The organism is Enterococcus casseliflavus, assembly GCF_029215545.1.
In the GTDB taxonomy this organism is placed as follows: domain Bacteria; phylum Bacillota; class Bacilli; order Lactobacillales; family Enterococcaceae; genus Enterococcus_D; species Enterococcus_D casseliflavus.
In genome coordinates, this window is the sequence record NZ_CP119393.1 from 964,508 (window position 1) to 988,558 (window position 24,051).

26 protein-coding genes are annotated in these 24,051 nt (G+C 41.9%); 19 read left to right on the top strand and 7 right to left on the bottom strand.

What is annotated here, in order from left to right:
- Positions 1-68 precede the first annotated feature (68 nt).
- The 8 genes from map to P0G38_RS04620 all read left to right on the top strand — a co-directional run bounded on the left by map (position 69) and on the right by P0G38_RS04620 (position 8,402).
- Complete coding sequence (map, locus tag P0G38_RS04585) at positions 69-833, top strand: type I methionyl aminopeptidase (RefSeq protein ID WP_005228863.1); 765 nt, start codon at positions 69-71, stop codon at positions 831-833.
- Positions 834-912: 79 nt separating this feature from the next.
- On the top strand, positions 913-1,836 hold the full coding sequence (locus P0G38_RS04590; RefSeq protein WP_060792543.1) for a YihY/virulence factor BrkB family protein: 924 nt from the start codon (positions 913-915) through the stop codon (positions 1,834-1,836).
- Positions 1,837-1,855: 19 nt separating this feature from the next.
- Complete coding sequence (locus P0G38_RS04595) at positions 1,856-3,076, top strand: glycosyltransferase family 4 protein (protein ID WP_074536060.1); 1,221 nt, start codon at positions 1,856-1,858, stop codon at positions 3,074-3,076.
- Positions 3,077-3,350: 274 nt separating this feature from the next.
- Positions 3,351-4,337 (top strand): aldose epimerase family protein, encoded by a 987-nt coding sequence (locus P0G38_RS04600; RefSeq protein WP_010749744.1) that lies wholly within the window; start codon positions 3,351-3,353, stop codon positions 4,335-4,337.
- Between the two features lie 141 nt (positions 4,338-4,478).
- A complete protein-coding gene (locus tag P0G38_RS04605) occupies positions 4,479-4,925 on the top strand; it encodes a CopY/TcrY family copper transport repressor (protein ID WP_008377382.1) in 447 nt (148 codons plus the stop codon).
- A gap of 37 nt (positions 4,926-4,962) precedes the next feature.
- Positions 4,963-5,172 carry a copper chaperone CopZ gene (copZ, locus tag P0G38_RS04610; protein WP_005228873.1) on the top strand — a complete coding sequence of 70 codons (210 nt, stop codon included), beginning with the start codon at positions 4,963-4,965 and terminating at the stop codon, positions 5,170-5,172.
- Positions 5,173-5,298: 126 nt separating this feature from the next.
- Positions 5,299-7,773, top strand: coding sequence for a heavy metal translocating P-type ATPase (locus P0G38_RS04615; RefSeq protein WP_275854121.1), 2,475 nt, complete (start codon positions 5,299-5,301; stop codon positions 7,771-7,773).
- Positions 7,774-7,874: 101 nt separating this feature from the next.
- Positions 7,875-8,402 carry a hypothetical protein gene (locus tag P0G38_RS04620; RefSeq protein WP_010749742.1) on the top strand — a complete coding sequence of 176 codons (528 nt, stop codon included), beginning with the start codon at positions 7,875-7,877 and terminating at the stop codon, positions 8,400-8,402.
- A 163-nt stretch (positions 8,403-8,565) separates the two neighbouring features.
- On the opposite strand, the gene P0G38_RS04625 is transcribed toward P0G38_RS04620, so the two are convergent.
- Complete coding sequence (locus P0G38_RS04625) at positions 8,566-9,285, bottom strand: DUF2087 domain-containing protein (protein WP_275854122.1); 720 nt, start codon at positions 9,283-9,285, stop codon at positions 8,566-8,568.
- A gap of 178 nt (positions 9,286-9,463) precedes the next feature.
- Between P0G38_RS04625 and P0G38_RS04630 the strand changes: the two genes are divergently transcribed.
- Both P0G38_RS04630 and P0G38_RS04635 read left to right on the top strand, forming a co-directional pair.
- Positions 9,464-10,633: a pyridoxal phosphate-dependent aminotransferase gene (locus tag P0G38_RS04630; protein ID WP_074536051.1), complete on the top strand. Its 1,170-nt coding sequence runs from the start codon at positions 9,464-9,466 to the stop codon at positions 10,631-10,633.
- Positions 10,634-10,827: 194 nt separating this feature from the next.
- Complete coding sequence (locus P0G38_RS04635) at positions 10,828-11,736, top strand: phosphate ABC transporter substrate-binding protein PstS family protein (protein WP_060792538.1); 909 nt, start codon at positions 10,828-10,830, stop codon at positions 11,734-11,736.
- Between the two features lie 147 nt (positions 11,737-11,883).
- On the opposite strand, the gene pnpS is transcribed toward P0G38_RS04635, so the two are convergent.
- Both pnpS and P0G38_RS04645 read right to left on the bottom strand, forming a co-directional pair.
- Complete coding sequence (pnpS, locus tag P0G38_RS04640) at positions 11,884-13,620, bottom strand: two-component system histidine kinase PnpS (RefSeq protein WP_275854123.1); 1,737 nt, start codon at positions 13,618-13,620, stop codon at positions 11,884-11,886.
- The gene (locus P0G38_RS04645) at positions 13,617-14,324 is read right to left on the bottom strand and encodes a response regulator transcription factor (RefSeq protein WP_005228895.1); all 708 of its coding nucleotides are present in this window, start codon (positions 14,322-14,324) and stop codon (positions 13,617-13,619) included. Before P0G38_RS04645 ends, pnpS begins: the two co-directional genes overlap by 4 nt.
- Before the next feature lie 150 nt (positions 14,325-14,474).
- Here P0G38_RS04645 and P0G38_RS04650 point away from each other — a divergent pair, with 150 nt between their 5' ends.
- The 4 genes from P0G38_RS04650 to P0G38_RS04665 all read left to right on the top strand — a co-directional run bounded on the left by P0G38_RS04650 (position 14,475) and on the right by P0G38_RS04665 (position 17,304).
- Entirely contained in the window at positions 14,475-14,948 is a 474-nt protein-coding gene (locus tag P0G38_RS04650) for a 2-thiouracil desulfurase family protein (RefSeq protein ID WP_016608717.1), read from the top strand.
- A complete protein-coding gene (locus tag P0G38_RS04655) occupies positions 14,938-15,276 on the top strand; it encodes a putative DNA-binding protein (protein WP_005228897.1) in 339 nt (112 codons plus the stop codon). The genes P0G38_RS04650 and P0G38_RS04655 overlap by 11 nt, the downstream gene beginning before the upstream one ends.
- 14 nt (positions 15,277-15,290) lie before the next feature.
- Positions 15,291-16,709 (top strand): signal recognition particle protein, encoded by a 1,419-nt coding sequence (ffh, locus tag P0G38_RS04660; protein ID WP_005228902.1) that lies wholly within the window; start codon positions 15,291-15,293, stop codon positions 16,707-16,709.
- Between the two features lie 394 nt (positions 16,710-17,103).
- Positions 17,104-17,304, top strand: coding sequence for a CsbD family protein (locus tag P0G38_RS04665; RefSeq protein ID WP_005228904.1), 201 nt, complete (start codon positions 17,104-17,106; stop codon positions 17,302-17,304).
- A gap of 46 nt (positions 17,305-17,350) precedes the next feature.
- Here the strand turns inward: P0G38_RS04665 and P0G38_RS04670 are convergent, their stop codons facing one another.
- Genes P0G38_RS04670 through P0G38_RS04680 form a run of 3 tightly spaced genes read right to left on the bottom strand, consistent with a single transcriptional unit; the run spans position 17,351 to position 19,788 of the window.
- A complete protein-coding gene (locus P0G38_RS04670; protein WP_275854124.1) occupies positions 17,351-18,511 on the bottom strand; it encodes an ABC transporter permease in 1,161 nt (386 codons plus the stop codon).
- A gap of 12 nt (positions 18,512-18,523) precedes the next feature.
- Positions 18,524-19,405 carry an ATP-binding cassette domain-containing protein gene (locus P0G38_RS04675; protein WP_015510136.1) on the bottom strand — a complete coding sequence of 294 codons (882 nt, stop codon included), beginning with the start codon at positions 19,403-19,405 and terminating at the stop codon, positions 18,524-18,526.
- Positions 19,402-19,788, bottom strand: coding sequence for a GntR family transcriptional regulator (locus tag P0G38_RS04680; protein WP_005228910.1), 387 nt, complete (start codon positions 19,786-19,788; stop codon positions 19,402-19,404). The genes P0G38_RS04675 and P0G38_RS04680 overlap by 4 nt, the downstream gene beginning before the upstream one ends.
- Positions 19,789-19,888: 100 nt before the next feature.
- On the opposite strand from P0G38_RS04680, the gene P0G38_RS04685 reads away from it, so the two are divergent.
- The gene (locus tag P0G38_RS04685; protein ID WP_034869182.1) at positions 19,889-20,458 is read left to right on the top strand and encodes a DNA-3-methyladenine glycosylase I; all 570 of its coding nucleotides are present in this window, start codon (positions 19,889-19,891) and stop codon (positions 20,456-20,458) included.
- Positions 20,459-20,471: 13 nt separating this feature from the next.
- On the top strand, positions 20,472-21,005 hold the full coding sequence (locus P0G38_RS04690; protein WP_275854125.1) for a dihydrofolate reductase family protein: 534 nt from the start codon (positions 20,472-20,474) through the stop codon (positions 21,003-21,005).
- Between the two features lie 84 nt (positions 21,006-21,089).
- Here the strand turns inward: P0G38_RS04690 and P0G38_RS04695 are convergent, their stop codons facing one another.
- The gene (locus P0G38_RS04695; protein ID WP_121260874.1) at positions 21,090-21,641 is read right to left on the bottom strand and encodes an NADPH-dependent FMN reductase; all 552 of its coding nucleotides are present in this window, start codon (positions 21,639-21,641) and stop codon (positions 21,090-21,092) included.
- A gap of 254 nt (positions 21,642-21,895) precedes the next feature.
- Between P0G38_RS04695 and rpsP the strand changes: the two genes are divergently transcribed.
- From rpsP to P0G38_RS04710, 3 genes are all read left to right on the top strand, one after another.
- The gene (gene rpsP / locus P0G38_RS04700; protein WP_005228917.1) at positions 21,896-22,171 is read left to right on the top strand and encodes a 30S ribosomal protein S16; all 276 of its coding nucleotides are present in this window, start codon (positions 21,896-21,898) and stop codon (positions 22,169-22,171) included.
- 11 nt (positions 22,172-22,182) lie between these two features.
- A complete protein-coding gene (locus P0G38_RS04705; protein WP_005228918.1) occupies positions 22,183-22,428 on the top strand; it encodes a KH domain-containing protein in 246 nt (81 codons plus the stop codon).
- Between the two features lie 119 nt (positions 22,429-22,547).
- Positions 22,548-23,984 carry an IS1182 family transposase gene (locus P0G38_RS04710; protein ID WP_275854126.1) on the top strand — a complete coding sequence of 479 codons (1,437 nt, stop codon included), beginning with the start codon at positions 22,548-22,550 and terminating at the stop codon, positions 23,982-23,984.
- Positions 23,985-24,051 lie beyond the last annotated feature (67 nt).

A 24,051-nucleotide genomic window follows, 5' to 3' on the forward strand; every position in this document is an offset into this window, starting at 1 on the left:
TGTGAATTTTGTAAAATAAGGGATTTCTATGGTAAAATAAGAGGAATTTAATTAAGGGAGACGAGAACATGATTACATTAAAATCTGCCAGAGAAATTGACCGCATGGCCGAATCCGGCGCGCTGTTAGCAGATGTCCACAAACAATTACGCAGTTTCATCAAACCAGGTATCACCAGTTGGGATATCGAAGTGTTTGTCAGAGATTATATTGAAAGCCACGGCGGCATCGCTGCCCAAATTGGTTTTGAAGATTACAAATATGCCACTTGCTGCAGTATCAATGATGAGATTTGCCACGGGTTTCCTCGAAAAAAACCATTGAAAGACGGCGATCTGATCAAAGTCGACATGTGTATTGATTTAAAAGGCGCCATTTCTGATTCTTGTTGGAGTTATGTCGTAGGGAACTCGACGCCTGAGATTGATCGATTAATGGAAGTAACCAAAAAAGCGTTGTATCTAGGAATCGAACAAGCCCAAGTGGGCAACCGAATCGGTGACATCGGTCATGCCATTCAAACCTATGCGGAAAAAGAAGGCTACGGTGTTGTGCGCGATTTCGTAGGACACGGCATTGGTCCAACGATCCATGAAAGTCCGATGATTCCTCACTACGGAGAAGCCGGCAAAGGGTTACGTTTAAAAGAAGGAATGGTTATTACCATCGAACCTATGATCAATACAGGGACGTGGAAAATGAAAATGGATCCTAACGGCTGGACCGCCTATACTCTAGATGGTGGCTTAAGTTGCCAATACGAACATAGTTTGGCGATCACCAAAGAAGGGCCACGCATTTTGACTTCTCAAGGAGAAGAAGGAACCTACTAAATTTTGGCGGTAGGAGACTTCTGATTGTTACGTATGACAAAGAAAAAAAGGCAGATGATTCGCTGGCGGAGGAAGAAACATGAAAATCGTTGATAAAGTAAAAAGCAATCAAAAGCTGATGCGTTTCATTGAAACAACGCAAAATAGAATAACCGATTCAGAGATGGGGACCACATCGGTCGTCGTCGCCTACTATTTATTGCTTTCACTTTTCCCGTTAATGATTGCGCTGGGAAATCTGTTGCCTTATTTATCGATTGATCCGAACACGGTTTTATCTTATGTACAAGAATTGATCCCTAGTCAAATCTATGACTTTATCGGACCAGCGATCGAAAACCTCCTCACCACAAGCTCTGGCGGGTTATTATCGATCTCCGCCTTGGCTGCGTTGTGGTCTGCGAGTCAAAGTATCAATGCCTTGCAAATTGCGATGAACAAAGCCTTCGGTGTGGACCAGCGTTCCAATTTTGTCGTGGTGCGCGCAGTATCATTTGTGATCATCCTGCTCTTTATGATTGCGATCGTTGGTGTTACGATGGTATTTGGGCTTGGAAAAATCATTCTTGATTTTTTGCAGCCGATTTTTAAGTTTCAAGACAATCTGATCGATACGTTCCAAACAGTCAAATGGCCAGTCACGATCGTTGCTTTGCTGTTTATCATGATGCTGATCTATTGGTTAGTGCCGAATGCAAAGGTCAAGTTGCGTTCGACTTTGCCAGGGGCGATCTTTGCAACGATTGGCTGGATGTTGCTGTCACAAGTGTTTGGCTTATACGCCCGTTACTTTGCTGCGAAAATCATTGGCTATCAAATTATTGGAAGTTTTATTGTTTTAATGATCTGGTTGAATCTTGCTGCGACGATTATTATCTTGGGTGGAATCATCAACGCAGTGGTAGAAGAGTATGTGTCGGGACAAGAGATCAAAGAACGAACAGATCCTGTTCAGCGGATTTCTTCGAAGATCGAAGATACATTTACCAATAAAGAGAAATAACGGAAAGCGAGAATAAACGATGGATTTTGCATTCAAATTTGTAATGCGCTTATTTATAACAATGATCGTGTCTTTATTATTGACACCAGTCATCAAATTGATATCTTGCAAGATTGGCGCAGTTGATCGCCCAGGAGAGCGTCGGATCAATACGAAGACCATGCCTTCAGCTGGGGGATTAAGTATTTTTTTAGCCTTTTCCTTTGCGCTGCTTTGGGAATTTCGAACAATGATTCCTTTCGACTTCGTTTGGCCGATTCTTTTAGGTGCAACAATAGTGGTGATTACAGGATTGTTGGATGATATATTTGAACTGTCGCCAATGCAAAAATTAATAGGTCTGACATTCGCAGCGCTGGAAATTTATTTCGTTGCTGGAATAAAAATCAGCACAGTCACGATTCCTTATTTTGGCTTTATTGATCTGGGATGGTTTGCCTTGCCTATGACTTTGATTTGGATACTGGCAATTACCAATGCGGTGAACTTAATCGATGGTCTCGATGGGTTGGCGAGCGGCGTCTCTATTATCAGTTTGACGACGATAGGGATTATCAGCTATTTCTTTCTGCCGAATTTTGTGGAAGTACCAATGGTCATTTTTACTTTGATCGCAGCAATCATCGGTTTCTTTCCATATAATTTTTATCCAGCAACCATTTTTCTAGGAGATACCGGAGCATTGTTTTTAGGATTTATGATCTCTGTGCTCTCACTACAAGGATTGAAAAACGCAACTTTTATTTCTGTTCTGACGCCCATGTTTATTCTCGGTGTACCGATCACGGATACCGTTTATGCGATGATTCGAAGAAAGTTTAATAAACAGAAGATTTCCTCTGCCGATAAAATGCATTTGCATCATCGATTGTTGTCGTTAGGGTTTTCTCATCGCGGCACAGTGTTAACGATCTATGCCTTAGCATTAGTCTTTTCTTTTATTGCTTTACTAATGAATTACGCGAGCAATACAGCGATTGTTTTATTAATCATTAGCACAGGATTTGGAATTGAGCTGTTTATTGAGCTGATTGGATTAGTCGGTGAAAATCGTCAACCACTCATGTGTGCGTTAAAGTTTCTGGGAAATCGGCGATTCAGACAAAGTTTACTAACTGAACGTGCTGAAAGAAGAAATGCTGATCAAGAAAAAGAAAACAAAGATTTGGCTGCTAATGTTTCTCAGACTAAAGAAAAGCGACGAAAGAGAAAACATTACCAAGCAAAACACAAAAAATAACCGATGACAGTTGCGGCAAAAGAACCCAACGGATGAAATGGATATTGATAGAAACCAAACGGTAAAAAATCAGGCCGGGAATCCTGATTTTTGCCGAGCAGCTGCGTATCAATGATTCATAAAAATCAGTGGGGTGCTCTTGCCGCTTTTTTGAAGTGGCAGAAGCAAAGCCGTTTCCTGTCGAATTCTTCCGTCTTGAATTGACGGATCTAGCCCTTAACGGCTATACTTAAAAAGAGTAGCAGACTAACCAAAGAAAGAAGGATATGAACGAATGCCAAATGTGAAACAACTGACGTCAGAAAAAATGGGAACAATTTATGAGCTTTCTAATGATAGCGGTACCATCGTAAGGCTAAGTCCTGAAGGCGCACGCTTATTGGATTGGGTCGTTCCAGTAGAAGAAGGTCGCGACATTGTGGTCGGTTATGACACGATCGAAGGACATCGCCAAGCACGTTATTATGGCGCAACGATCGGCCCTGTGGCGGGAAGGATCGCAGGTACTCGCTTTGAGATCGACGGACAAGAATACCAAACGGAAAACAATGATGGCGGCAATACGCTTCATGGCGGTTCAAAGGGGCTGGATACTGATACATGGATCACTGAAACCTTTGAAGAAGCAGACAAAGCTGGGGTGATTTTTACTACCACACGGCAAGATGGCGATGGCGGGTTTCCTGGGAATGTTCGTTATCAAGTCACCTATACGTTGACGAATGACAATGAACTATTGCTTGCTTATGATGCCAACACTGACAAAGCGACTTTATTTAACCCAACGAACCACGGTTATTTCAATTTGACAGGTGATACCCAACAGCCGATCGATGACCATTTGGTTCAAATCAATGCCGAACATGTGGCTGAAACGAATGACGATGTGACGACGACCGGTGAAAAAACGCCTGTCGCAGGCACAAAGTTTGATTTTAGACAAGAACGCCCGATGGGAACGACGATGTTGGATGATCCGTTCTTATTAGACCATACGCAAGAGTGGGATCTAAAAGTAACCAGTCCCGATCAAAAAGTGCAGCTGACTGTAACTACTGACCGTCCTGCCGTTGTTATTTACACAACGGGTGAGGGAGAAGCTGGTGCATCAATGAAGACTGGTCCTTTTGCCAATCATGGCGGGATGGCGATCGAAACACAAGGTGTTCCTGGCTCTGAGAAATTTACCCACTTTGGTGAGATCGTGTTGCGTCCAGAAGAACCCTTCCACTCTGTGACGACGTATCAGGTCCACTTTTAAGCATAGGAACCAAATCATTTTTAATGAAATAGAAAAAAGCATTGTCAAAACGCAGAAAGTTTGGCGATGCTTTTTTTTGACAAAATCCGATTACAGATGTAAACTTAAAAATGTGAATCACTTATGAAAGGAAGTGGACAAATGCAATCTGTGGTCGAACCAATCAAAATCAGCGATTCTGAATGGGAAGTCATGCGTGTGATCTGGACATTAGGACAATCCGACGCGAAAGAGATCACCGCTTTATTGAGCGAAAATAAAAATTGGAAAGCAGCAACGGTCAAGACGCTTTTAGGACGACTCGTCAAAAAAGGCGTATTGAAAACAGAAAGCCAAGGAAAAAAATTTGTTTATTCGCCGCTTGTTTCCGAAGAAGCAACCGTTCGCAGCGCAGCTGAGAATCTTTTTTCTCATATTTGTGCCAAAAAAGTTGGGCAGACATTAGCAGAAATGATCCAAGAAGCAGCATTGACGGCAGAAGATTTGGCGATGCTCCAAGCAGCAGTCGACCAAAAAGTGCCAGTAGCAGCGATTTCATGTAATTGTATTCCTGGTCAGTGCCAATGCAAAACCCATGCAACAAAATAAGTAGCCGACGAACTGTTAAAAGAAATGAGGAATCGTAATGAAAAAAAACATGCAAATCAGCGGAATGAATTGTGCCCATTGTGCCGCAAAAGTTGAAAAAGCGCTTAGTGAAGTACCGGGTGTGAAAAAAGCCAAAGTGGACTTGAAAAAAGCTCGCGGAACAGTCAAGTTTGACGAGTCGCAAGTGACAGAAACAGCCTTAGTCAATGCGGTCACCGAAGCGGGTTATCAAGGGGTATTTGAGTAAGCAATGGAATTGCTAAAGTGAAAATGAAAAATCAAAACAAATGAAAAGTGTCCAGCCGCTTGAAGCTTTTGTATGAAGGAGCAAGACTGTACGCACATTCAGTGAAATAGGAAGGGGAATACTAGGATGAATCAGAAAAAAACGTCTTCCGCAAGTAATAGTCAGACGTCAAGCCATCATAGGCATGAACCTGCTTTGAATGAGCGGGATAATGGTACACAGGGAAAAGAGCAACATGTGCAATCACAAGTGACAGAAGTCCCTGAGCCTAGCCATGAGATGAATGGGATGGATCATCACAGGGCGACATCAAAACAGCAGGAGCTTGAAAGCTCTGATAGTAACCATGGTCCTATGGATCATGAAGTGTCCAGCATGGATTATAGCCATAAGGGCCATGAGATATCTGGCATGGATCACGGTCACAAGGACCATGAGATGTCTGGCATGAACCATAGTCACATGAATCATGAGATGTCTGGCATGGAACATGGTCACACGGATCATGAGATGTCTGGCATGGATCACGGTCACACGGATCATGAGATGTCTGGCATGAATCATAGTCACATGAATCATGAGATGTCTGGTATGGATCATAGTCAGATGGATCATGGAATGGGTGGCATGGATCATAGTATGCATATGGGAAATTTTAAGCAAAAGTTTTGGCTATCCTTGGTTTTGGCGATTCCAATCGTCATTTTATCGCCAATGATGGGCATCGAATTGCCCTTTCAATTCACGTTTCCTGGCTCAGATTGGGTCGTATTACTTTTAGGAACGATCCTGTTTTTCTATGGAGGGCAGCCGTTTTTAAGTGGTGCGAAAATGGAATTGAAACAAAAAAGCCCAGCCATGATGACGTTGATTGCTATGGGGATCACGGTTTCTTATTTTTATAGTCTTTACGCGTTTATCGCCAATCATTTTCTTGCTGTTCCTCATGTAATGGATTTCTTCTGGGAACTAGCGACTCTGATCGTGATCATGTTGTTGGGGCATTGGATCGAGATGAATGCAGTTTCTAATGCTGGCAATGCATTACAGAAATTAGCAGAACTATTGCCAAAAGAAGTGATTCGGAAAAATACGGATGGATCAGAAGAACAGATTCCATTAGAAGAAGTGACCAACAAAACACAGTTGATCGTTCGCTCAGGAGATAAGATTCCTACAGACGGAACGATCCTTGAAGGAGAAACAACAATCGATGAGTCGGCAGTGACTGGTGAATCCAGACGGGTACCTAAAACCGTCGGCAGCACTGTCATTGGAGGATCTGTCAACGGCAATGGTACCATCACGATGGAAGTCACAGGAACTGGGGAAGACAGCTACTTAGCGAAAGTCATGGAAATGGTGCGAAAAGCCCAAGCAGATAAATCCCGCTTAGAAGCACTTTCGGACAAAGTGGCAAAATGGCTGTTTTATATTGCGTTAGTTGCTGGTGTCTTGGCATTTGCTGTATGGCTGTTTGTTGCTGACCTACCGACTGCTCTTGATCGAATGGTCACGGTATTCGTCATTGCCTGTCCCCATGCGTTAGGGCTAGCGATTCCCCTCGTGGTTGCTCGCTCGACATCGATCGCTGCCAAAAATGGCTTGCTCTTAAAAAATCGCAACGCACTGGAGAATGCGCATCATGTTGATTATCTGATCCTCGATAAGACCGGTACGTTAACAGAAGGAACGTTTACCGTAACTGGCATCGAGGCGACAGGCAGTCTTTCTGCATCAGAAGTACTAGCTTACCTAGCAGGTCTTGAGAAAACCGCCAATCATCCGATCGCAGAAGGTATTTTAGCCCAAGCTGAAAAGGAAAAAATCACAGCCAAAAAGGCGACTGATGTTCAAACAAGGACAGGGATTGGTCTGGAAGGCGTGATCGATGGACAGAAGTGGTTGATCGTCAATCAAAAAGGATTGGAGCAATTAGCCATTCAGTATCAAGGGAACTCCTTGGAAAATTATCAAGAACAGGGCAATACCATCAGCTATTTGGTTCATGACGGCAAAGTGGAAGGAATCGTCGCATTAGGGGATAAGGTGAAACCAGAAGCGAGTCAATTTATTCAAAAAGTGAAAGACTTAGGCATCACACCAGTTATGGCTACTGGAGACAACCAAGAAGCGGCGCAAGCCGTAGCCGATTACCTAGGAATCGAAGCCTTCCATGCGGCAATGTTGCCAGACGATAAAGAACGTCTAGTCAGTGACTATGTCAAAGAGGGCAAGCGCGTCGTAATGGTAGGCGATGGGATCAATGACGCCCCAAGTCTTGCAAGAGCGACGATCGGGATTGCGATCGGGGCTGGTACCGATGTAGCGATCGATTCAGCCGATGTCGTTTTGACGAATAGCGAACCTCAAGACATCTTGCACTTCTTGACGTTGGCGAAAAAAACAAGACGCAAGATGATTCAAAATCTCTGGTGGGGCGCAGGATACAATATTTTTGCCATTCCTTTGGCAGCTGGCGTCCTCGCACCGATCGGGATCATTTTGAACCCAGCAGTCGGAGCTGTCTTGATGTCTATGAGTACGATCATCGTTGCCATCAATGCAATGACCTTATCAATCGAAAAAAGCGGCGATTAGCCGCTTTTTTGTTTCTTTTCCTAGGAGCAGTGAAATACCTCTATAATCTGCTTCTGGATTTATGCTATAATGTGTTCGTTGAGACAAGGAGGACGTTGATTATGGAACTGAAGAAATTGGATGTTCCCACTACTTCAATTACTGAAGTAAAAAAATCTCCGATGGATGTATTTAATCAAGCGCGAGAAGCAGGAACAGCAGTATATGTATTCAATCGTGAAAAAGTGGCGGGGGTCATGTTGACACAAGAGCAGTATGAAACGTTATTGCAGGAATTAGATTATTTGCGTCAGCGACCGATGATGGAAGAAGAACCCGAACAGCCGCCAGTGGCAGGGCTAGAGGAATTCTTACAAATCATGCGGCAAGCGCTGATCACCGGTGCGAGCATCTCGGCAAAAAATTTAGATGAGCGAATGGTGGCGCTAGGGTTCATCACTCGTAAAACTGGTTTTGGCGGTGTCGTTGACATGGTGAACGAATTGAAAGAAACAGGCAAGATCGTTTACCAGCTACGTAAAAAACAAGATGGTAAATCGGTGACCGCTGAAGTCATTGGAGAGCAAGACAATCAAACGCAATTATTTGATAAATTGATCATCAAAAAAATCTTTCTAAAAGAAAAATAAACGCTGGAACTTGTCCCAGCGTTTCAGACGGTAGACAAAGTACGGATGTGTTCGTACTTTGTCTTTTTTTGTTGTAAAAAAGTGGAACTTGTTAACTTTTTTAAACTGTGAAAGATATTGCTCATCCAACCAACAAAAGTTCCAGCCAGTTACAGACTAGGTTTTAATTCAGCCAGTAAGTTTTCCCGTCTTTCGTCCGTTGCATAAATCCGTATTCGATCAAATAACGTCGGACAGTGACGTAATCGGTGATCGCTTGCTTTAATACATCGTTTACGGCAGCTTCTGAATAATTTTTCTTCGGATCAAATTTTTGTGCCAGTACACTCAAGACAACGATCTTGCGCTTTTCTTTGCTGGGAAACTGTTTGATAAACCCCGTTTCATCAAAATAAGTAGCAATGATCTTTTCTCTTTCACTAGCCGTAATGGCATAGCGATCATCAAGCATCGTCGCCCCTTTGTGAGGCGGCAGCAACGGGGTATCTTGCAACAAGGACATGATACTTAAAAAAACAGTCGCTTGTCGCTGTTTTTCTTTTAGTTTAAAGCGATGATTCCTGACGGTCGAAGAAGAGATACCTAAGCGCTGGGCAATCACAGTATCGCTAACATCTTGGGCAAACAGTTGTAAAATCTCCTGTTGGCTCTCTGATAAGCCTGTTTGTTCTTTGGGTAAAGCCAACAATGCGGATAAAACGGTTCCGTGATGCTCAGTGATATGCTGCATCATTCGTTTTTTTGCTGTAAAAAAGGCGCCATCAACGGGATAGATTTCTTCTTTGTCGAAGGTCTCCTGACAAAAGACGCAACAATAATCCGTTGGTGTTGCGACATATCCTTGCTGATAATCAGAAATGGTAAACTCTTGATAAGGTTTCATTTTGGGTTCTCCTTTTATTGTTTATATATATACTAACATAAGTTGAATTTGTTTGTAAATAGACAAACGGATTTATCGTTATTAGATTAATTTCATCCGTTGCTTAAAATCGTCGCCTTTTTGTGTTAGGATTAACAACAATAGCGAATGAATTTGCTTAATTCAAAGGAGTGATACTATGGCAGACGTAAGCCAACGCTTCAATCACGAAGTGTACAATATAGCTGTTTCATTGATTCGTAAATTTGATGAACGGGTTTCTTCAATTCCTGATATTTTAAAGTTAACGTTAGGCGAGCCGGATTTCAACACACCGGAGCACGTGAAAAAATCGGGTGTCCAAGCAATCGAACAAAATTTCAGCCACTATTCTGGAATGGCAGGCTTAGCAGATGTTCGGCAAGCAGCCAGCCTCTTTTTGAAAAATAAATATCAGCTTGATTACGACTTTCAATCAGAAGTATTAGTGACGATCGGTGCAACGGAAGCAATCTCAGCTTCTTTATTAGCCACGCTGGAACCTGGTGATAAAGTGATTTTACCAGCACCAATTTATCCAGGCTATGAACCAGTCATCCATTTAGCTCATGCCAAACCGATTTATCTTGATACGACGGATAATGACTTTGTTTTAGCGCCAGAAGTTTTAGAAGCAGCCTTAAAAGAACATGGGGAGCAAGTCAAGGCAGTCATTTTAAATTATCCTAGCAATCCAACAGGGGTTGTTTATACCCGAGAACAAGTCAAAGCATTGGCAGAAGTTTTAGAAAAATACCCCGTTTTTGTTATTAGCGATGAAATTTATAGTGAGTTGACTTATGATGAAACCCATGTGTCCATTGCTGAATACTTGCGGGATCAAACGATCGTGATCAACGGCTTGTCGAAATCACACGCGATGACTGGTTGGCGCGTCGGCTTCATTTTTGCACCAGCAGCGTTGACTGCTCAGATCATTAAGGTCCACCAATACTTAGTGACCGCGGCCTCAACGATTTCTCAAAAAGCCGCAGTGCGGGCATTGATCGAAGGCATCAATGATGCAGAAGTCATGAAAGCCGATTACCGTGAACGCCGAGATTACTTGTTTGAAAAGATGACTGCCCTTGGTTTTGAAATGGCGAAGCCATCTGGTGCATTCTACATTTTTGCCAAAATACCAGCAGGTTTCAACCAAGATTCCATGGCTTTTTGTGTCGACTTAGCCGAAAAGAATCAATTAGCAATCATTCCAGGGATCGCCTTTGGTCCCGAAGCAGAAGGCTATGTTCGTTTAAGCTATGCGGCAAGTATGGAGAACTTGGTGGAAGCGATGGATCGCTTGACACGCTATATGCAAAGCAAATGATTCTACAGACATTTCTTTAGTTCATAAGTGTTAGATAAAGTAAGCCCCCTCTGATGGATGCAGCGGGGGCTTTTTTAGGCAATCGACGAACTTTACAAAATATTTACATCGCTTTATCGATTCTTTACATGAAATCCATCAAGGGTTTACACCGCCTTGCTAAACTAAGCATATAACGAAAGGAGATTTACTAAATGAAAAAATTGGGACTTTTATTTTTTGCAACTGGATTATTATTAGCTGGCTGTGGGAGCGGTGGCGCAAGCACTGAGAGCAGTCAAGCATCAGGCGGATCTTCATCAGGTGCCGCATCAAATGAAAATGTAGAAATTTTAGCTGTGGGCTCAACGGCATTGCAACCCTTGGTTGAAGCAGCAGGTGAAAGCTTCTCAGCAGACAATCCCAATTATACAATTACGGTTCAAGGTGGCGGCAGCGGAACTGGCTTAAGTCAAGTAGAAGCAGGCGCGGTGACGATCGGCAATTCCGATGTGTTTGCGGATGAAAAAGATGGTGTGGATGCTAGCAAATTAGTTGACCATAAAGTAGCCGTAGTTGGTATGGCACCAGTGGTAAATAAAGACGCAGGCGTTACGGATCTTAGCCAACAAGAATTGATCGATATCTTTACAGGCAAAGTGAAGAATTGGTCTGAACTAGGCGGAGCAGATCAAGAAATCTCTGTAATCAACCGCGCATCAGGCAGCGGTACGAGAGCGACCTTTGAAAAATGGGGCTTAGATGGTGCAGAGACGATCCAAACACAAGAGCAAGATTCTTCTGGAACAGTCCGTAAAATCGTTGCTGAAACACCAGGAGCAATCAGCTACCTTGCTTTATCCTATTTGGACGATTCGATCCAAGCGCTATCTCTTGATGGGGTAGAAGCGACTCCTGAAAATATTGCAGATAACAAATGGCCAATCTGGTCTTACGAGCATATGTACACGAACGGCGAGCCAGATGCAAACGTCAAAGCCTTTCTTGATTACATCATGACAGACGATGTCCAACAAGGAATCGTTATCGAATTAGGTTACTTGCCAATCACTGATATGAAAGTAGAACGCAGTGTAGACGGCGAAGTAACGAATGTTGAATAGTGAAATGACCGAAGAAGGAGAATGCTCCTTCTTTTTTTGTGTTTAAAGCATCAAGAAGATGCTATTGACTGATGCTTCATTTGGTAATGAAAAACAACTACAAAAACAGCCGATAACAATTATTCACCTGTTATCGGCTGTTTTTTATCAATAATCATCTTTTTCATGAAGCGGCAAAGTCACCGTAAAGGTAGAACCAATTTTGGGGAAACTGTCAACCTTGATTCTGCCACCTAATAATTTGGTATAGTCTTTAACGATAGCCAGCCCAAGTCCAGTGCCGCCAGAATTGCGGGCGCGGGCTTTGTCCACCCGATAAAACCGCTCAAAAATCCGTTCTTGATCTTCTTCATCGATGCCGATGCCTTGATCCTGCACTTGAAATAGCAGCTGGTCGTCTTGCTCTGAATAGGATAATGTGATGACACCACCAGGTTTTGAATAGGTGACAGCATTTTCTACCAGATTTTTTACGATGGGCTGCAGCAGCTCTTTTTTGGTAGATAAAATGAAGGGTTCGGGTCCTTCAAATTGAAAGGTCAATTGCTTCTTAGCAGCTGCGGGACCATAGGTTTGAACGACTTGTTGCAGCAGCTCAGAAAAGTTGATCGGTTGGTCGACATACTGGAAAGAATCACTGTCTTGAGACAGTTGGATGATATCTTGTATTAGATTTTTCAAGCGATAAGCATCTTTTTGAATGATCTCTAAAAAGGTCTGCAATGTTTCTGGGTCTTCTTTGGCGCCGTCCAGCAGTGTTTCGGTAAACCCAATCAAGGAAGTTACCGGCGTTTTTAATTCATGGGAAACATTGCCGACAAAATCTTTTTGCATTTTTTCTAATTGTCGGATGCGCGTCAAGTCATAAGAAATACCAATCAACTGGTTTTCTTGGAAGCTTCGCAAGGTAACATCCAAGACTTTTGAACGTTCTCCGCTAAGGGTGGTTTCCGCATGGAAAATAGGGGTCTCGTCGTTAAATTGATAGATCAATTGGATCAGTTGTGTGTCATGAATCACTTCAGTGAAGGGCTGCGGCAAGGTTGGCGCATTTTCCATCCCCAACTGTTCTTGCATCGTCGGATTCAACAGCAGCAGTTGATTTTCTTCATTAATGATAAAGACACCGATCATCAGTTCACTGAGCAAGCCGTACAGCTGTTGTTCAGATGCCGCATAGGCACGATAGGTCTGGCTCATTTGTTCGCTCAGCTGATTGATCAGTTGATACAACTCATCATGTTCAGGGGTTTCTTGCATAATGATTGCTTGTTGATCGGGCGAGGTGATCATTTTTTTTACGACGGGCAGAATCGTTTGGATTGGACGATTTCGCTGACGCAGCGTGTGAAAAATCAGCAGGCTGATCAAGAAACAAAAGACAAGATAGACAATCAAGATCGATTGCTTGATTCCTTGGTTTTTCGCAAAAAAAGCAGCAGTCGGTTCTGCGATCCGCAAGATTTGAGTTAAGTTTCCATCTTCTTTGACAGGAATCGCCACGTAAAGCAATTCTTCATGCAAGGTGTCGCTTTCCCGCAACGATTGACCAACGGCGCTTCCGCGCAAAACGGCTTGAACTTCTGGACGATCGGAGCGGTTTTCATGCAGTGTATGATCATAAGTATCGAAAATGATTTGGCCTTGATCATCTAACAAAGTGATGCGGCTATTGCTATCTTGAACATAGGCATCGGCAAATTGTTCGAGCGCTGCGGTTTGGTTATCTGAGAGATTCAAAAACACAGCGGCTTTCTCTTGCAGAAAATCCACTTGCTGGGCGATGACTTGCTGACGGTAAAAACTGCTTAGAACTTGCCAACACAGGAAAAAAATCAGCAATAGACCGATTGACCATAAACCATAGCTATAGCGTTTTTTCATTGGGTCGGCTCCTGAAATTTATACCCAAATCCTCGAACGGTCACCAAGTATTCTGGACGCTTGGGATCAGCTTCCAATTTTTCTCTTAAATGACTGATGTGAACATCCACGATGCGACTTTGTCCATCAAAGTCGAAATTCCAAATACGATTGAGTAAGGTATCGCGATCGATCACGCGGCCTTTACGTTTCATAAAGTAAACCAGCAGCTCGAACTCTTTCGGTGTCAGGAAGATTTTCTCACCATCCACACTGACCTGGAAATTGGTCAGATCGGCTTGGATTCCGCCAATTTGCAAGATTTCTGCAGGTTGATCTTCTTCTCGTGCTTGTTGACGAGGTTCTAAGCGACGGAAGATGGCCTTCATTCGAGCCAATACTTCTCGAGGGCTGAAGGGTTTCGTCAAGTAGTCGTCAGCCCCGATCTCTAAACCCAAAATCCGGTCGATCGGATCATCTTTTGCGGTCAAGACGAGGATCGGTGTCTCGATTTTTTCTTGCCGTAATTTCTTTGTGATTTCGATGCCGTCCAAATTCGGCAGCATGACATCCAAGATGATAAAGTCAAAAGGTTTTGACAACGCCAAGTCGAAGGCTTTTTGACCATCTGAGGCGGAAACGACTTGGTAGCCCTCTTTTTCTAAATTAAAGGTTAAAAGTGTGACGATTGAAGGTTCATCATCGACAACGAGTATTTTTTTCATGATAGACTCCTTTCGTTTCTTTTTTTCAAGAAACGATTAAATTTCAACGAACAAGTCCTATTTTAGCATGAATAGACAATTGGTACTATTGCAACCACTAAATAAATGCTATAATAAAGGACGATTTCATAGGAAAGCTGAGGGTGCTAAATGATTGGAATCAGTGCGTGTCTAGGCGGTGCCCTTTGCCGCTACGATGGAAAACATCAAGCAGTACCACAATTGATCGAACTTGTTCGTGCGGGTCAAGCAATGATGGTCTGTCCAGAAGTTCTTGGCGGCTTGCCGATTCCACGCGAACCGGCCGAAATCGTCGGTGGCGATGGGGTGGATGTTTGGGCGCAACGAGCGAAGGTCGTCACCATTTCAGGAGAAGACGTGACGGAACAATTTACTAAAGGCGCGAAAATTGCTTATCAAAAATTACAAGAGCAAGGCATCACCCAACTGATCTTAAAAGAGAAAAGTCCCTCTTGTGGCAGTCAGACGATTTATGATGGCAATTTTTCTGGAATCAAAAAAACAGGGGTCGGTGTCGCTTGTGCCTATTTTCGACAACAAGGCATGACTGTTTTGTCCGATGTCGAATGGCTTGCAAAACAGGAGGAAGCAAATGGAAATTGAAAAGACCAATCGCATGAATGCGTTGTTTGAGTTTTATTCCACGTTATTGACGGAAAAACAGATGAATTACATGGAATTGTATTACGCAGATGATTTTTCTCTAGGAGAAATCGCTGAAGAGTATCAAGTTAGCCGTCAAGCAGTCTATGACAACATCAAACGCACCGAACGTATTTTAGAAGACTATGAAAAAAAACTACATATGTTTTCGGATTATATCATGCGGGAAGACTTGCTGGATCAGCTAAGCGAGTATACGAAAACCCACTATCCAAAAGACGAAACCTTACAGGGGTTTATTCAACAGCTCCAAGAAATTGAAGAATAAAGGAATGAAAAAAAATGGCATTTGAAAGTTTAACTGAACGCCTCCAGCAGGCAATGAGCAAACTGCGCAGAAAAGGAAAAGTATCTGAAGCAGATGTAAAAGAAATGATGCGTGAGATTCGTCTAGCTTTATTAGAAGCCGACGTCAATCTGCAAGTTGTAAAAGAGTTTACCAAAAATGTCCGTGAACGGGCAGTGGGGGTAGAAGTATTAGAAAGCCTATCTCCAGCGCAACAAATCGTTAAGATCGTTGATGAAGAATTAACCAAAACATTAGGATCAGAAACAGTTGGGATCGAAAAATCACCGAAGATCCCAACGATCATCATGATGGCTGGTTTGCAAGGGGCAGGGAAAACCACCTTTGCTGGGAAATTAGCCAACCATTTGATCAAAACCGAAAACGCACGTCCATTAATGATCGCTGGTGACGTGTACCGACCAGCTGCGATCGACCAGTTGAAAGTATTAGGGCAGCAATTGGATGTACCTGTTTTTGATATGGGAACTGATGTCAGCCCAGTTGAAATCGTCCGCCAAGGTTTGGCTTTGGCTCGGGAAAAGAAAAATGACTACGTTTTGATCGATACGGCGGGTCGTTTGCATATCGACGAAAACTTGATGGAAGAGCTAAAACAAATCAAGGACTTGGCACAGCCAAATGAAATTTTACTGGTAGTAGATGCGATGACAGGACAAGATGCTGTCAACGTGGCGGAAAGCTTCAATCAACAACTGGGGATCACAGGGGTAGTCATCACCAAGCTAGATGGCGATACTCGTGGCGGGGCGGCATTGTCGATTCGTCAAGTTACGGGCGCTCCAATCAAGTTCACTGGTACCGGTGAAAAATTGACCGACCTTGAAGTATTCCATCCAGATCGGATGTCTAGTCGGATTCTCGGTATGGGTGATATGCTGACTTTGATCGAAAAAGCACAGCAAGATTACGACGAGAAAAAAGCAGAAGAACTTGCTCAAAAAATGAAGGAAAACTCCTTCGACTTCAATGACTTTGTCGAACAGATCGATCAAGTTATGGGCATGGGCCCAATTGAAGATCTCTTAAAAATGATTCCGGGAATGAGTCAAATGCCTGGTATCGAAAATGTCAAAGTTGATCCGAAACAAATTGCTCGACAAAAAGCCATGGTTTATTCTATGACACCAGCTGAACGGGAAAATCCTGATTTGTTAAATCCAAGCCGTCGCCGCCGTATTGCTGCTGGTTCTGGAAACAGTGTCGTCGAAGTCAACCGTATGATCAAACAATTCAAAGAATCTCGCAAAATGATGCAGCAAATGAGTAAAGGGAATATGAACATTCCTGGCATGGATCAAATGTTTGGCGGTGGGGTCAAAGGGAAACTTGGAAAAATGGCCATGAATCGCATGGTCAAGAAACAAAAGAAGAAAAAGAAAAAACGCAAATAATCGTTTAACACTGATAGGAACTGAGAACTGAACCTTATCTTCGTGTAATTAAAAAACATGATCTGAAAAGGCACCAAATCGAGAAGCTGTACCTGCTGATTCTAGCAGTTGCAGCTCCTCAGATTGCCTTCTTCAAGTCATGGTTTTTTTATGCTCACAGCTTCCTCTTTAAATGAACTCCTTCAAAGAACATCAAATAGAACATCTAAAGAACATCCTTTTTTATAGAGAAAGCCAGCTTTCTACCGAATATCTCAAATCGTCCAAGAGTCAAAAATAGCGATCAACTATCGTTGCGGACAACTCTAAGAATAGGATAGAAGCAGAACATTCGTGCTTTCTGTTAAATGGTGCTACTATTAATTTATAGCAAGTATGAAAGGAGTTTTTTACGATGACAAACAAAGATCGCATTGAAGGAAAAGTAACCGAAACAAAAGGGAAACTTACAGGAGATGACTCCGAAGAATTAAAAGGCAAAACCCAAAATAAATATGGGAAAGCCAAAGATAAGGTTGAAGATTTTGCGGATGATGTTTCTCGTAAAGTAAATGACTTCTTTGACAAAAAAGACGACGACAAACCTAGACATTAAACTTAAAAGCATCCCTGCAACAAGAACATGTTGCAGGGATGCTTTTTTATATTCCACTGATTTGTTTGTTTTTTCGTTTGTACCACCAATTCATCAGCGCTTTAGGATAGACAAGCAGCAAACTGATGAATAAGCAGGCAACCAGTAATAAACCGAGCCGAAGGGCGATGTTCCAAAGACTGACATCATACCCCTCATAAAGATTACGGTAAAAAATTTCTAGTGGGTAATAAGAAATCATGGATAAATAGAACCAGGTTCCCAAAGAAAGCAGCCAATAAACTGGTGCGCGCAATTTAGGGATCGTTATATAATCACCGTCATTTTCTAAAGAGATTTTCGAGAACACTTTTTCGGCAGCAAGAATCAGTAAGCCGCTCAAGCCGAGGTAAAGGAGCAGCAGCCACCAAGGGTAGACATATCCTTGCGGCCAATCGATCCACGTTTGAAAAGGAATCAGAAAATCCCCATGACCAAGAAACACAAAACTAAAAAACTCGCGGGTACATTGGAAAAAGCTATACCCCATTGATCCTAGAGAAATAGTGAAGAAGACCGAGAGCATGCCAGTAAACAGATTCCCCAGCAAAACGCCTAACAAGAGACCTGCAGCAAATACTAGCAGATTCGTTGCCAAGGTACTAAGGGCAGAAAGCAGCACGTCTTGAAGCGGCACAGCGAGATAGCGAGCTGGGATCATCGTGTATTCGATCAGGATATGACCTAACAGACCCAAGACTAAACAAGCGGTCAAGGGTAAGCCGATAAAAAGCAGTTTCTTGTGAAAGACGTGCTTTCTGCTAAAGGGTAAAGCAAATAAAAAGCGATTGAAATTGGTGCGGCCATCGACAAAAAAGGACAAGAAGCCCCAAATAAACAGGAAGACAATCACAAATTGATTCATGGTGGTCATATAAGGGCGATTGTAATAAATCTCATCAGGGGACTCATTGCTGATCGTCAATACCGCATCGCGGTACTCTGTTGCCGAATCAAAGTAAACCGGGGTTTCACCCTTGTAGCTTTTGACATAGTACTCTCGATTTTCGTTGAAATCTTTGATAAATTCTTCAGATGTCAAATAGCGTTCTTGCTGATGCCAGGCTTTTTGTGATTTCCAGCCATCACCAAGATACATTAAGAGTAAGACAAAACAAAAGCCGATCAGCAGCTTGCCGTAGCGTTCTTTAAATATATTGCTTAACATCGTTTTCCACCTCTATCCTTCCACTAATGCCTCTTGTCGTAAATTTGCTTCAAACAGATCTTCCAAGGTCAAGGGCAATTCTTCGAAAACCAAAGGGTCAAGCTGCTGGATCTCAGCCGCCAGCTCTTTTGTGTAATTGTCAAACAAAGCGGTCAAGACTCGACCTTGTTTTTGAATCAGCTTGGAGCGCTGCTTGATAAGGGGAGGAATCTGCTTGCTGCGAAAGACGAGTTGAAGTTTGCGAGATTGTTCGCGAATCGTTTCCAAACGGTAGTCTCCTTCAATCGTTTTCCCTTTGATCAACAAGGCACGATCAATAATATGCTCTAATTCATTTAGATTATGGGAAGCGATCAATGCGGTACGATTCGACTCGCTGAGGCTTTCCAGCAATAGTCCGATCACTTTTTTACGGACGATCACATCAAGCCCATCAAAAGGTTCGTCTAACAGTAAGAACGTCGCATTTGAAGCGATCGCTAGAATCATCTTATAAAGACCTTGCATTCCTTTTGACATTCGCCGGTAAGAAAGCGTTAGCGGCAGACCATGGCTTTGCATCAATTCTAAATAAAGATTTTGATCAAAATTTGGATAAGCAAGCCGATAAAATTGATTGATTTTTTTTAACGAGTAGGCAGCCAGAAAGTTTTCTTTTTCATCGATATAAAAAAGCTGTTCTTTTAATTCCGGGTGCTGATCCAGGCGTTGGTTATCGATCGAAATCTCGCCATCATCTAGTAAGTAATGTCCAGCGACCGTCCGAAACAACGTGGTTTTCCCAGAACCATTGCGGCCGATCAATCCTACGAGTTCTCCTTTTTCCAAAGAGAAGTTCACGTTTTCTAAGATAATTGTTTGTTCCATTTTCTTGGTCACATGTTCGATCTTCACTGCGGATCGCCTCCTAACTCTTGTTCAAAGCCATTCATCCAATCGCTCAGCTCACGCATGCTGATCTGTAGATGGCGTGCTTCGATCACCAATTCTTTCAAACGTTCTTTCACTTGTAAGATCCGAATCTCATCGCGTGGCAGATCCTCAGTAACTTTCACAAAGGTGCCTTTTCCTTTGATGGTGACAAGCACTTGCTCATTTTCCAATACTTTGTAGGCTTTGCTGACGGTATTTGGATTCATCAACAGGTGCTTGGCCATTTCACGAACCGAAGGCACTTGGTCTCCAGCGGTTAGAACACCGTTCAGAATATCTTCTTTGATACTTAAAACCAATTGCTCATAGTAAGGTTTGCTGCTGGCTTTGTTAATGCGAACCACAAAATCAGCTCCTTTCATTTATGTGTACTAGTATACGTAGTACACTAGTGGAAGTAAAGTCTTTTATGATAAAATAAACAAAAAGGAGCTGATGAGGACAATGGAACGATGTGAGTGGGCCAACAGTACACCAGCGATGCAGGAGTATCATGATACAATCTGGGGGAAACCTGAATATGAGGATCAGCAGTTGTTTCGAAAATTGGTGTTAGATATGAATCAAGCAGGGTTGAGCTGGCAAACGATTTTAAATAAAATGGCGAATTTTGATGCGGCGTATGATCAGTTTGAAATTACCAAAGTAGCGAACTATACGGAAGAAAAAGTGGAAGAACTGATGATGAATCCAGGAATCATCCGCAATCGGCGAAAGATTGAAGCGGCGATCAGCAATGCCCAAGAAGTTTTAAAAATCCAGCAAGAATATGGTAGTTTCTCCGCATTCTTGTGGCGATATGTCGATCATCAGCCGATCATTAATGAATTTGAGCAGCAATCCGATGTACCGACCCATTCGGAAATCTCTGATCAGCTAGCGAAAGATTTGAAAAAGCGAGGGTTTAAATTTGTCGGAACGACCATTATTTACGCCTTTATGGAAGCTGTCGGCATGGTCAACGACCATTTAGTCACTTGTGTTTGTCGAACATCAGCAGCAAACAAAGAATAAAGGAGCGAGCATAATGGGAAAAGTGATATTCTATGGTGCGATCAGCCTCGATGGTTATTTAGCAGGTCTGAAGGATCAACTGGACTGGCTGTTTCAAACCGATACCGGTGTCGCCACGACTTATGAAGCATTTTTTGCAACCATCGATGCGACAGTGATGGGGAGAAAGACCTATCAAGAAGCAAAAAAACTTATGGATGGTGGACTGTTGTATCCCGAAACGACAAACTATGTTTTTTCCCGAACACAAAAAGAACCGTTGCCAGATGCAATGCTAGTGTCAACGGATCCAGTGGCATTTGTTTCAGCATTAAAACAAGAGGAAAACGTATGGGTAGTAGGGGGAGGTTCCTTACTAAAACCATTGCTGGAAGCTGATTTGATCGATGAATGGTTTATTCAAATCGCGCCGGTGTTTTTAGGAGAAGGCAAGCGACTGTTTGAACCGGGGGATTACTCGAGACGCTTGACGTTTGTTGAAACAAAACAGATGGGGGAACTGACAGAACTCCATTTTGTCCGAAAGTCTGTGTCAGGCAGCGAGTAAAAAGCGCAAACGATTATTCTTCACAGTAAAAAAGACCAAGAAACTCAGTGCCGAGTTTCTTGGTCTTTTTGTATGGAATCTTCATTAGTTGAATCGTTGAAAGAATTCAATATATTTTGCAATGATCGTTTCGAAGAAGCTTACTGTATCTGGATTGATTTCATTGTTTTCATCGATCAAGTTTGTGATACCGCCAATGTAGGCTTCTGGTTGTTGCAGAGTAGGCATATCCAAAAAGACTAATGATTGACGCAAATGATGGTTCGCACCAAATCCAGCGATCGCTCCTGGAGAAACGCTGACGACTAAGGCTGGTTTGCCGCCCCAACTGCTCGCACCGTAAGGACGAGAACCAACATCTAAAGCATTTTTCAAGGCTGCAGGAACAGAGCGGTTGTATTCTGGTGTAAAGAAGAAGACACCATCAACGGCGCTTAATGCTTCACGAAATGCTGTCCATTCAGCAGGAACTTTTCCTTCAACTTCCAAATCTTCATTGTAAAAAGGCAAGTTGCCGATCTCGATGAAAGATGCTTCAAAACCTTCTGGTAATAGTGATGCGAATTTTTTCGCTACGAGTTTATTGTAAGAACCTTCCCGCAAGCTGCCGACGATAAAACCGATTTTTTTTGTCATGTAAAATTCCTCCTTGTTGTTTTCTACTCATTCAGCTTACCAAAAGTAAGTGAATGGTGCAAATAAAACGATTTGGCCTTAAAAAGGTTTCTCTAGTATTCATGATACGCGTCCAGATTCATTCTGGCAAAAGATAACCATGCCGAAAAAACAGGAAAGAAAAACTTTTTTCAGCTGTAAAGAAAAAACTCTTTACACCATCAGAAAAACCTGTTAAACTAGCTCTTGTGATTAAATCAATGGAGGTGTAAATAATGGCAGTAAAAATTCGTTTAAAACGCATGGGTTCTAAAAAGAAACCTTTTTACCGTATCGTCGTAGCAGATTCACGTTCTCCTCGTGACGGACGTTTCATCGAAACAGTTGGTACTTACAATCCTTTACTAGACCCAGCTGAAGTAACAATCAAAGAAGATCTAGTTCTTGATTGGTTATCTAAAGGTGCGCAACCTTCAGATACAGTTCGTAACATCCTTTCTAAAGAAGGCGTTATGAAAAAACACCACGAAGCAAAATTCACTAAGAAATAAGGTGACTTTGGATGAAAGATTTGCAAGAATTAGTCTTAACGATCGTTTCACCACTTGTTACCAAACCTGAGGATATCAAGCTTGAGCTGGTAGAGTCAGATGATTTCTTGGAATATAATCTTACTGTGGCACCAGAAGATATTGGTCGTATCATCGGTAAACAAGGTCGGGTTGCCAAAGCAATTCGAACGATTGTTTACAGTGTACGGACAAATGGACCGAAAAAAGTTCGTTTGAATATCATTGATGGTAAATAAGCAAGAGTGTAAAGCATTTCTCAAAGAGAAATGCTCAGACTGTAGACAAAGTACTAGTTTTTAGTGCTTTGTCTTTTTTTATCCGTTAAAATAAGAGTATCAATTGGAGGTGTATCCAGATGCTCTCAAAACAAGATATGAGTAAACGCGCACAAATCGGTTTCTTTTCTCTTGAAGACTTGGTCCCACAGGACCATTTATTTCGGCAAATAGATCAATGTATTGATTTCTCCTTTATTTATGAATTGGTTAAAGAGAAATACGATGAAATCCAAGGACGTCCTAGCTTGGATCCTATTCTTCTAATTAAATTACCAATGATTCAATATCTATTTGGTATTAAAAGTATGAGACAAACAATAAAAGAAATAGAAGTGAATATCGCTTATCGCTGGTTTTTAGGTTTGAGTTTAGAAGATCCTGTTCCTCATTTTTCAACATTTGGTAAAAACTATACGCGACGGTTCAAAGGAACAGATCTCTTTGAAAAAATTTTTTATGAAATTCTAGAACAATGTATCGCTGAAGGTATCGTAGATACTTCCGAAGTATTTATTGATAGTACGCATATTAAAGCACATGCGAATCGTAACAAAAAAGAATCTGTCGAAGTAATGGAACAAGCTGTTTTTTATACAGATAAGCTGACAAAAGAAATCACCAAGAATCGAGAAAAACATTTAAAAAAGCCCTTAAAAGAAACAAACGCAGAAAGTAAAACTTCCTTGAAAAAAAGAAGTACGACTGATCCTGAAAGTGGTTGGTTTCATAAAGGTGAACACAAAGAAGTTTTTGCCTATAGCTCACAAGTGGCGTGTGATAAACATGGATGGATATTAGGTTATACTACACACCCAGGGAACTTTCATGACAGTCGTACGTTTGTTTCTTTATTTAACAAGCTCAAAGGAGCTTTTCCCCTAGAAAAATTAATTATGGATGCTGGGTATAAGACACCAGCAATTGCACATTTACTACTCGAACATAAATTGACCCCAATTTTCCCATACAAACGTCCTATGACTAAAAAAGGCTATTTCAAGAAACATGAATATGTTTATGACGATTACTATAATTGTTATATCTGTCCCAATAATAAAATACTCTCTTATGCCACTACCAATCGCAAAGGATATATCGAATACAAAAGCAATCCAAAGGATTGTAAAAATTGTCCTTTCTTGTCTAAGTGTACCAACTCAAAAAATCATACCAAAGTAATCACTAGACACATTTGGGCTGAAGCTATAGAGACCTGTGAAGAGATACGCCATCAAAGTTGGTTCAAAGAACTTTATAAAAAGAGAAAAGAAACCATTGAACGAATTTTTGGGACAGCAAAAGAATTTCATGGGTTACGTTATACCAATCAAATAGGAATTGAAAAAATGCACATGAAAATTGGGCTTACTTTTGCGTGTCTTAATATGAAAAAGCTGGCAAAAATAAAAAGGATCAGAGCGCAAAAGAGACGTTTTCCTAAAGGAAAACTGCCTAATCTATCGATTATCCATAGAATATTACATAGAAAAAAGACAAACCTCATGTTTGTATAAGGTTTGTCTACAGTCTGAGCATTTCTCAAAGAGAAATGCTTTTTTTGTAAAATTCATGCTTAAGATG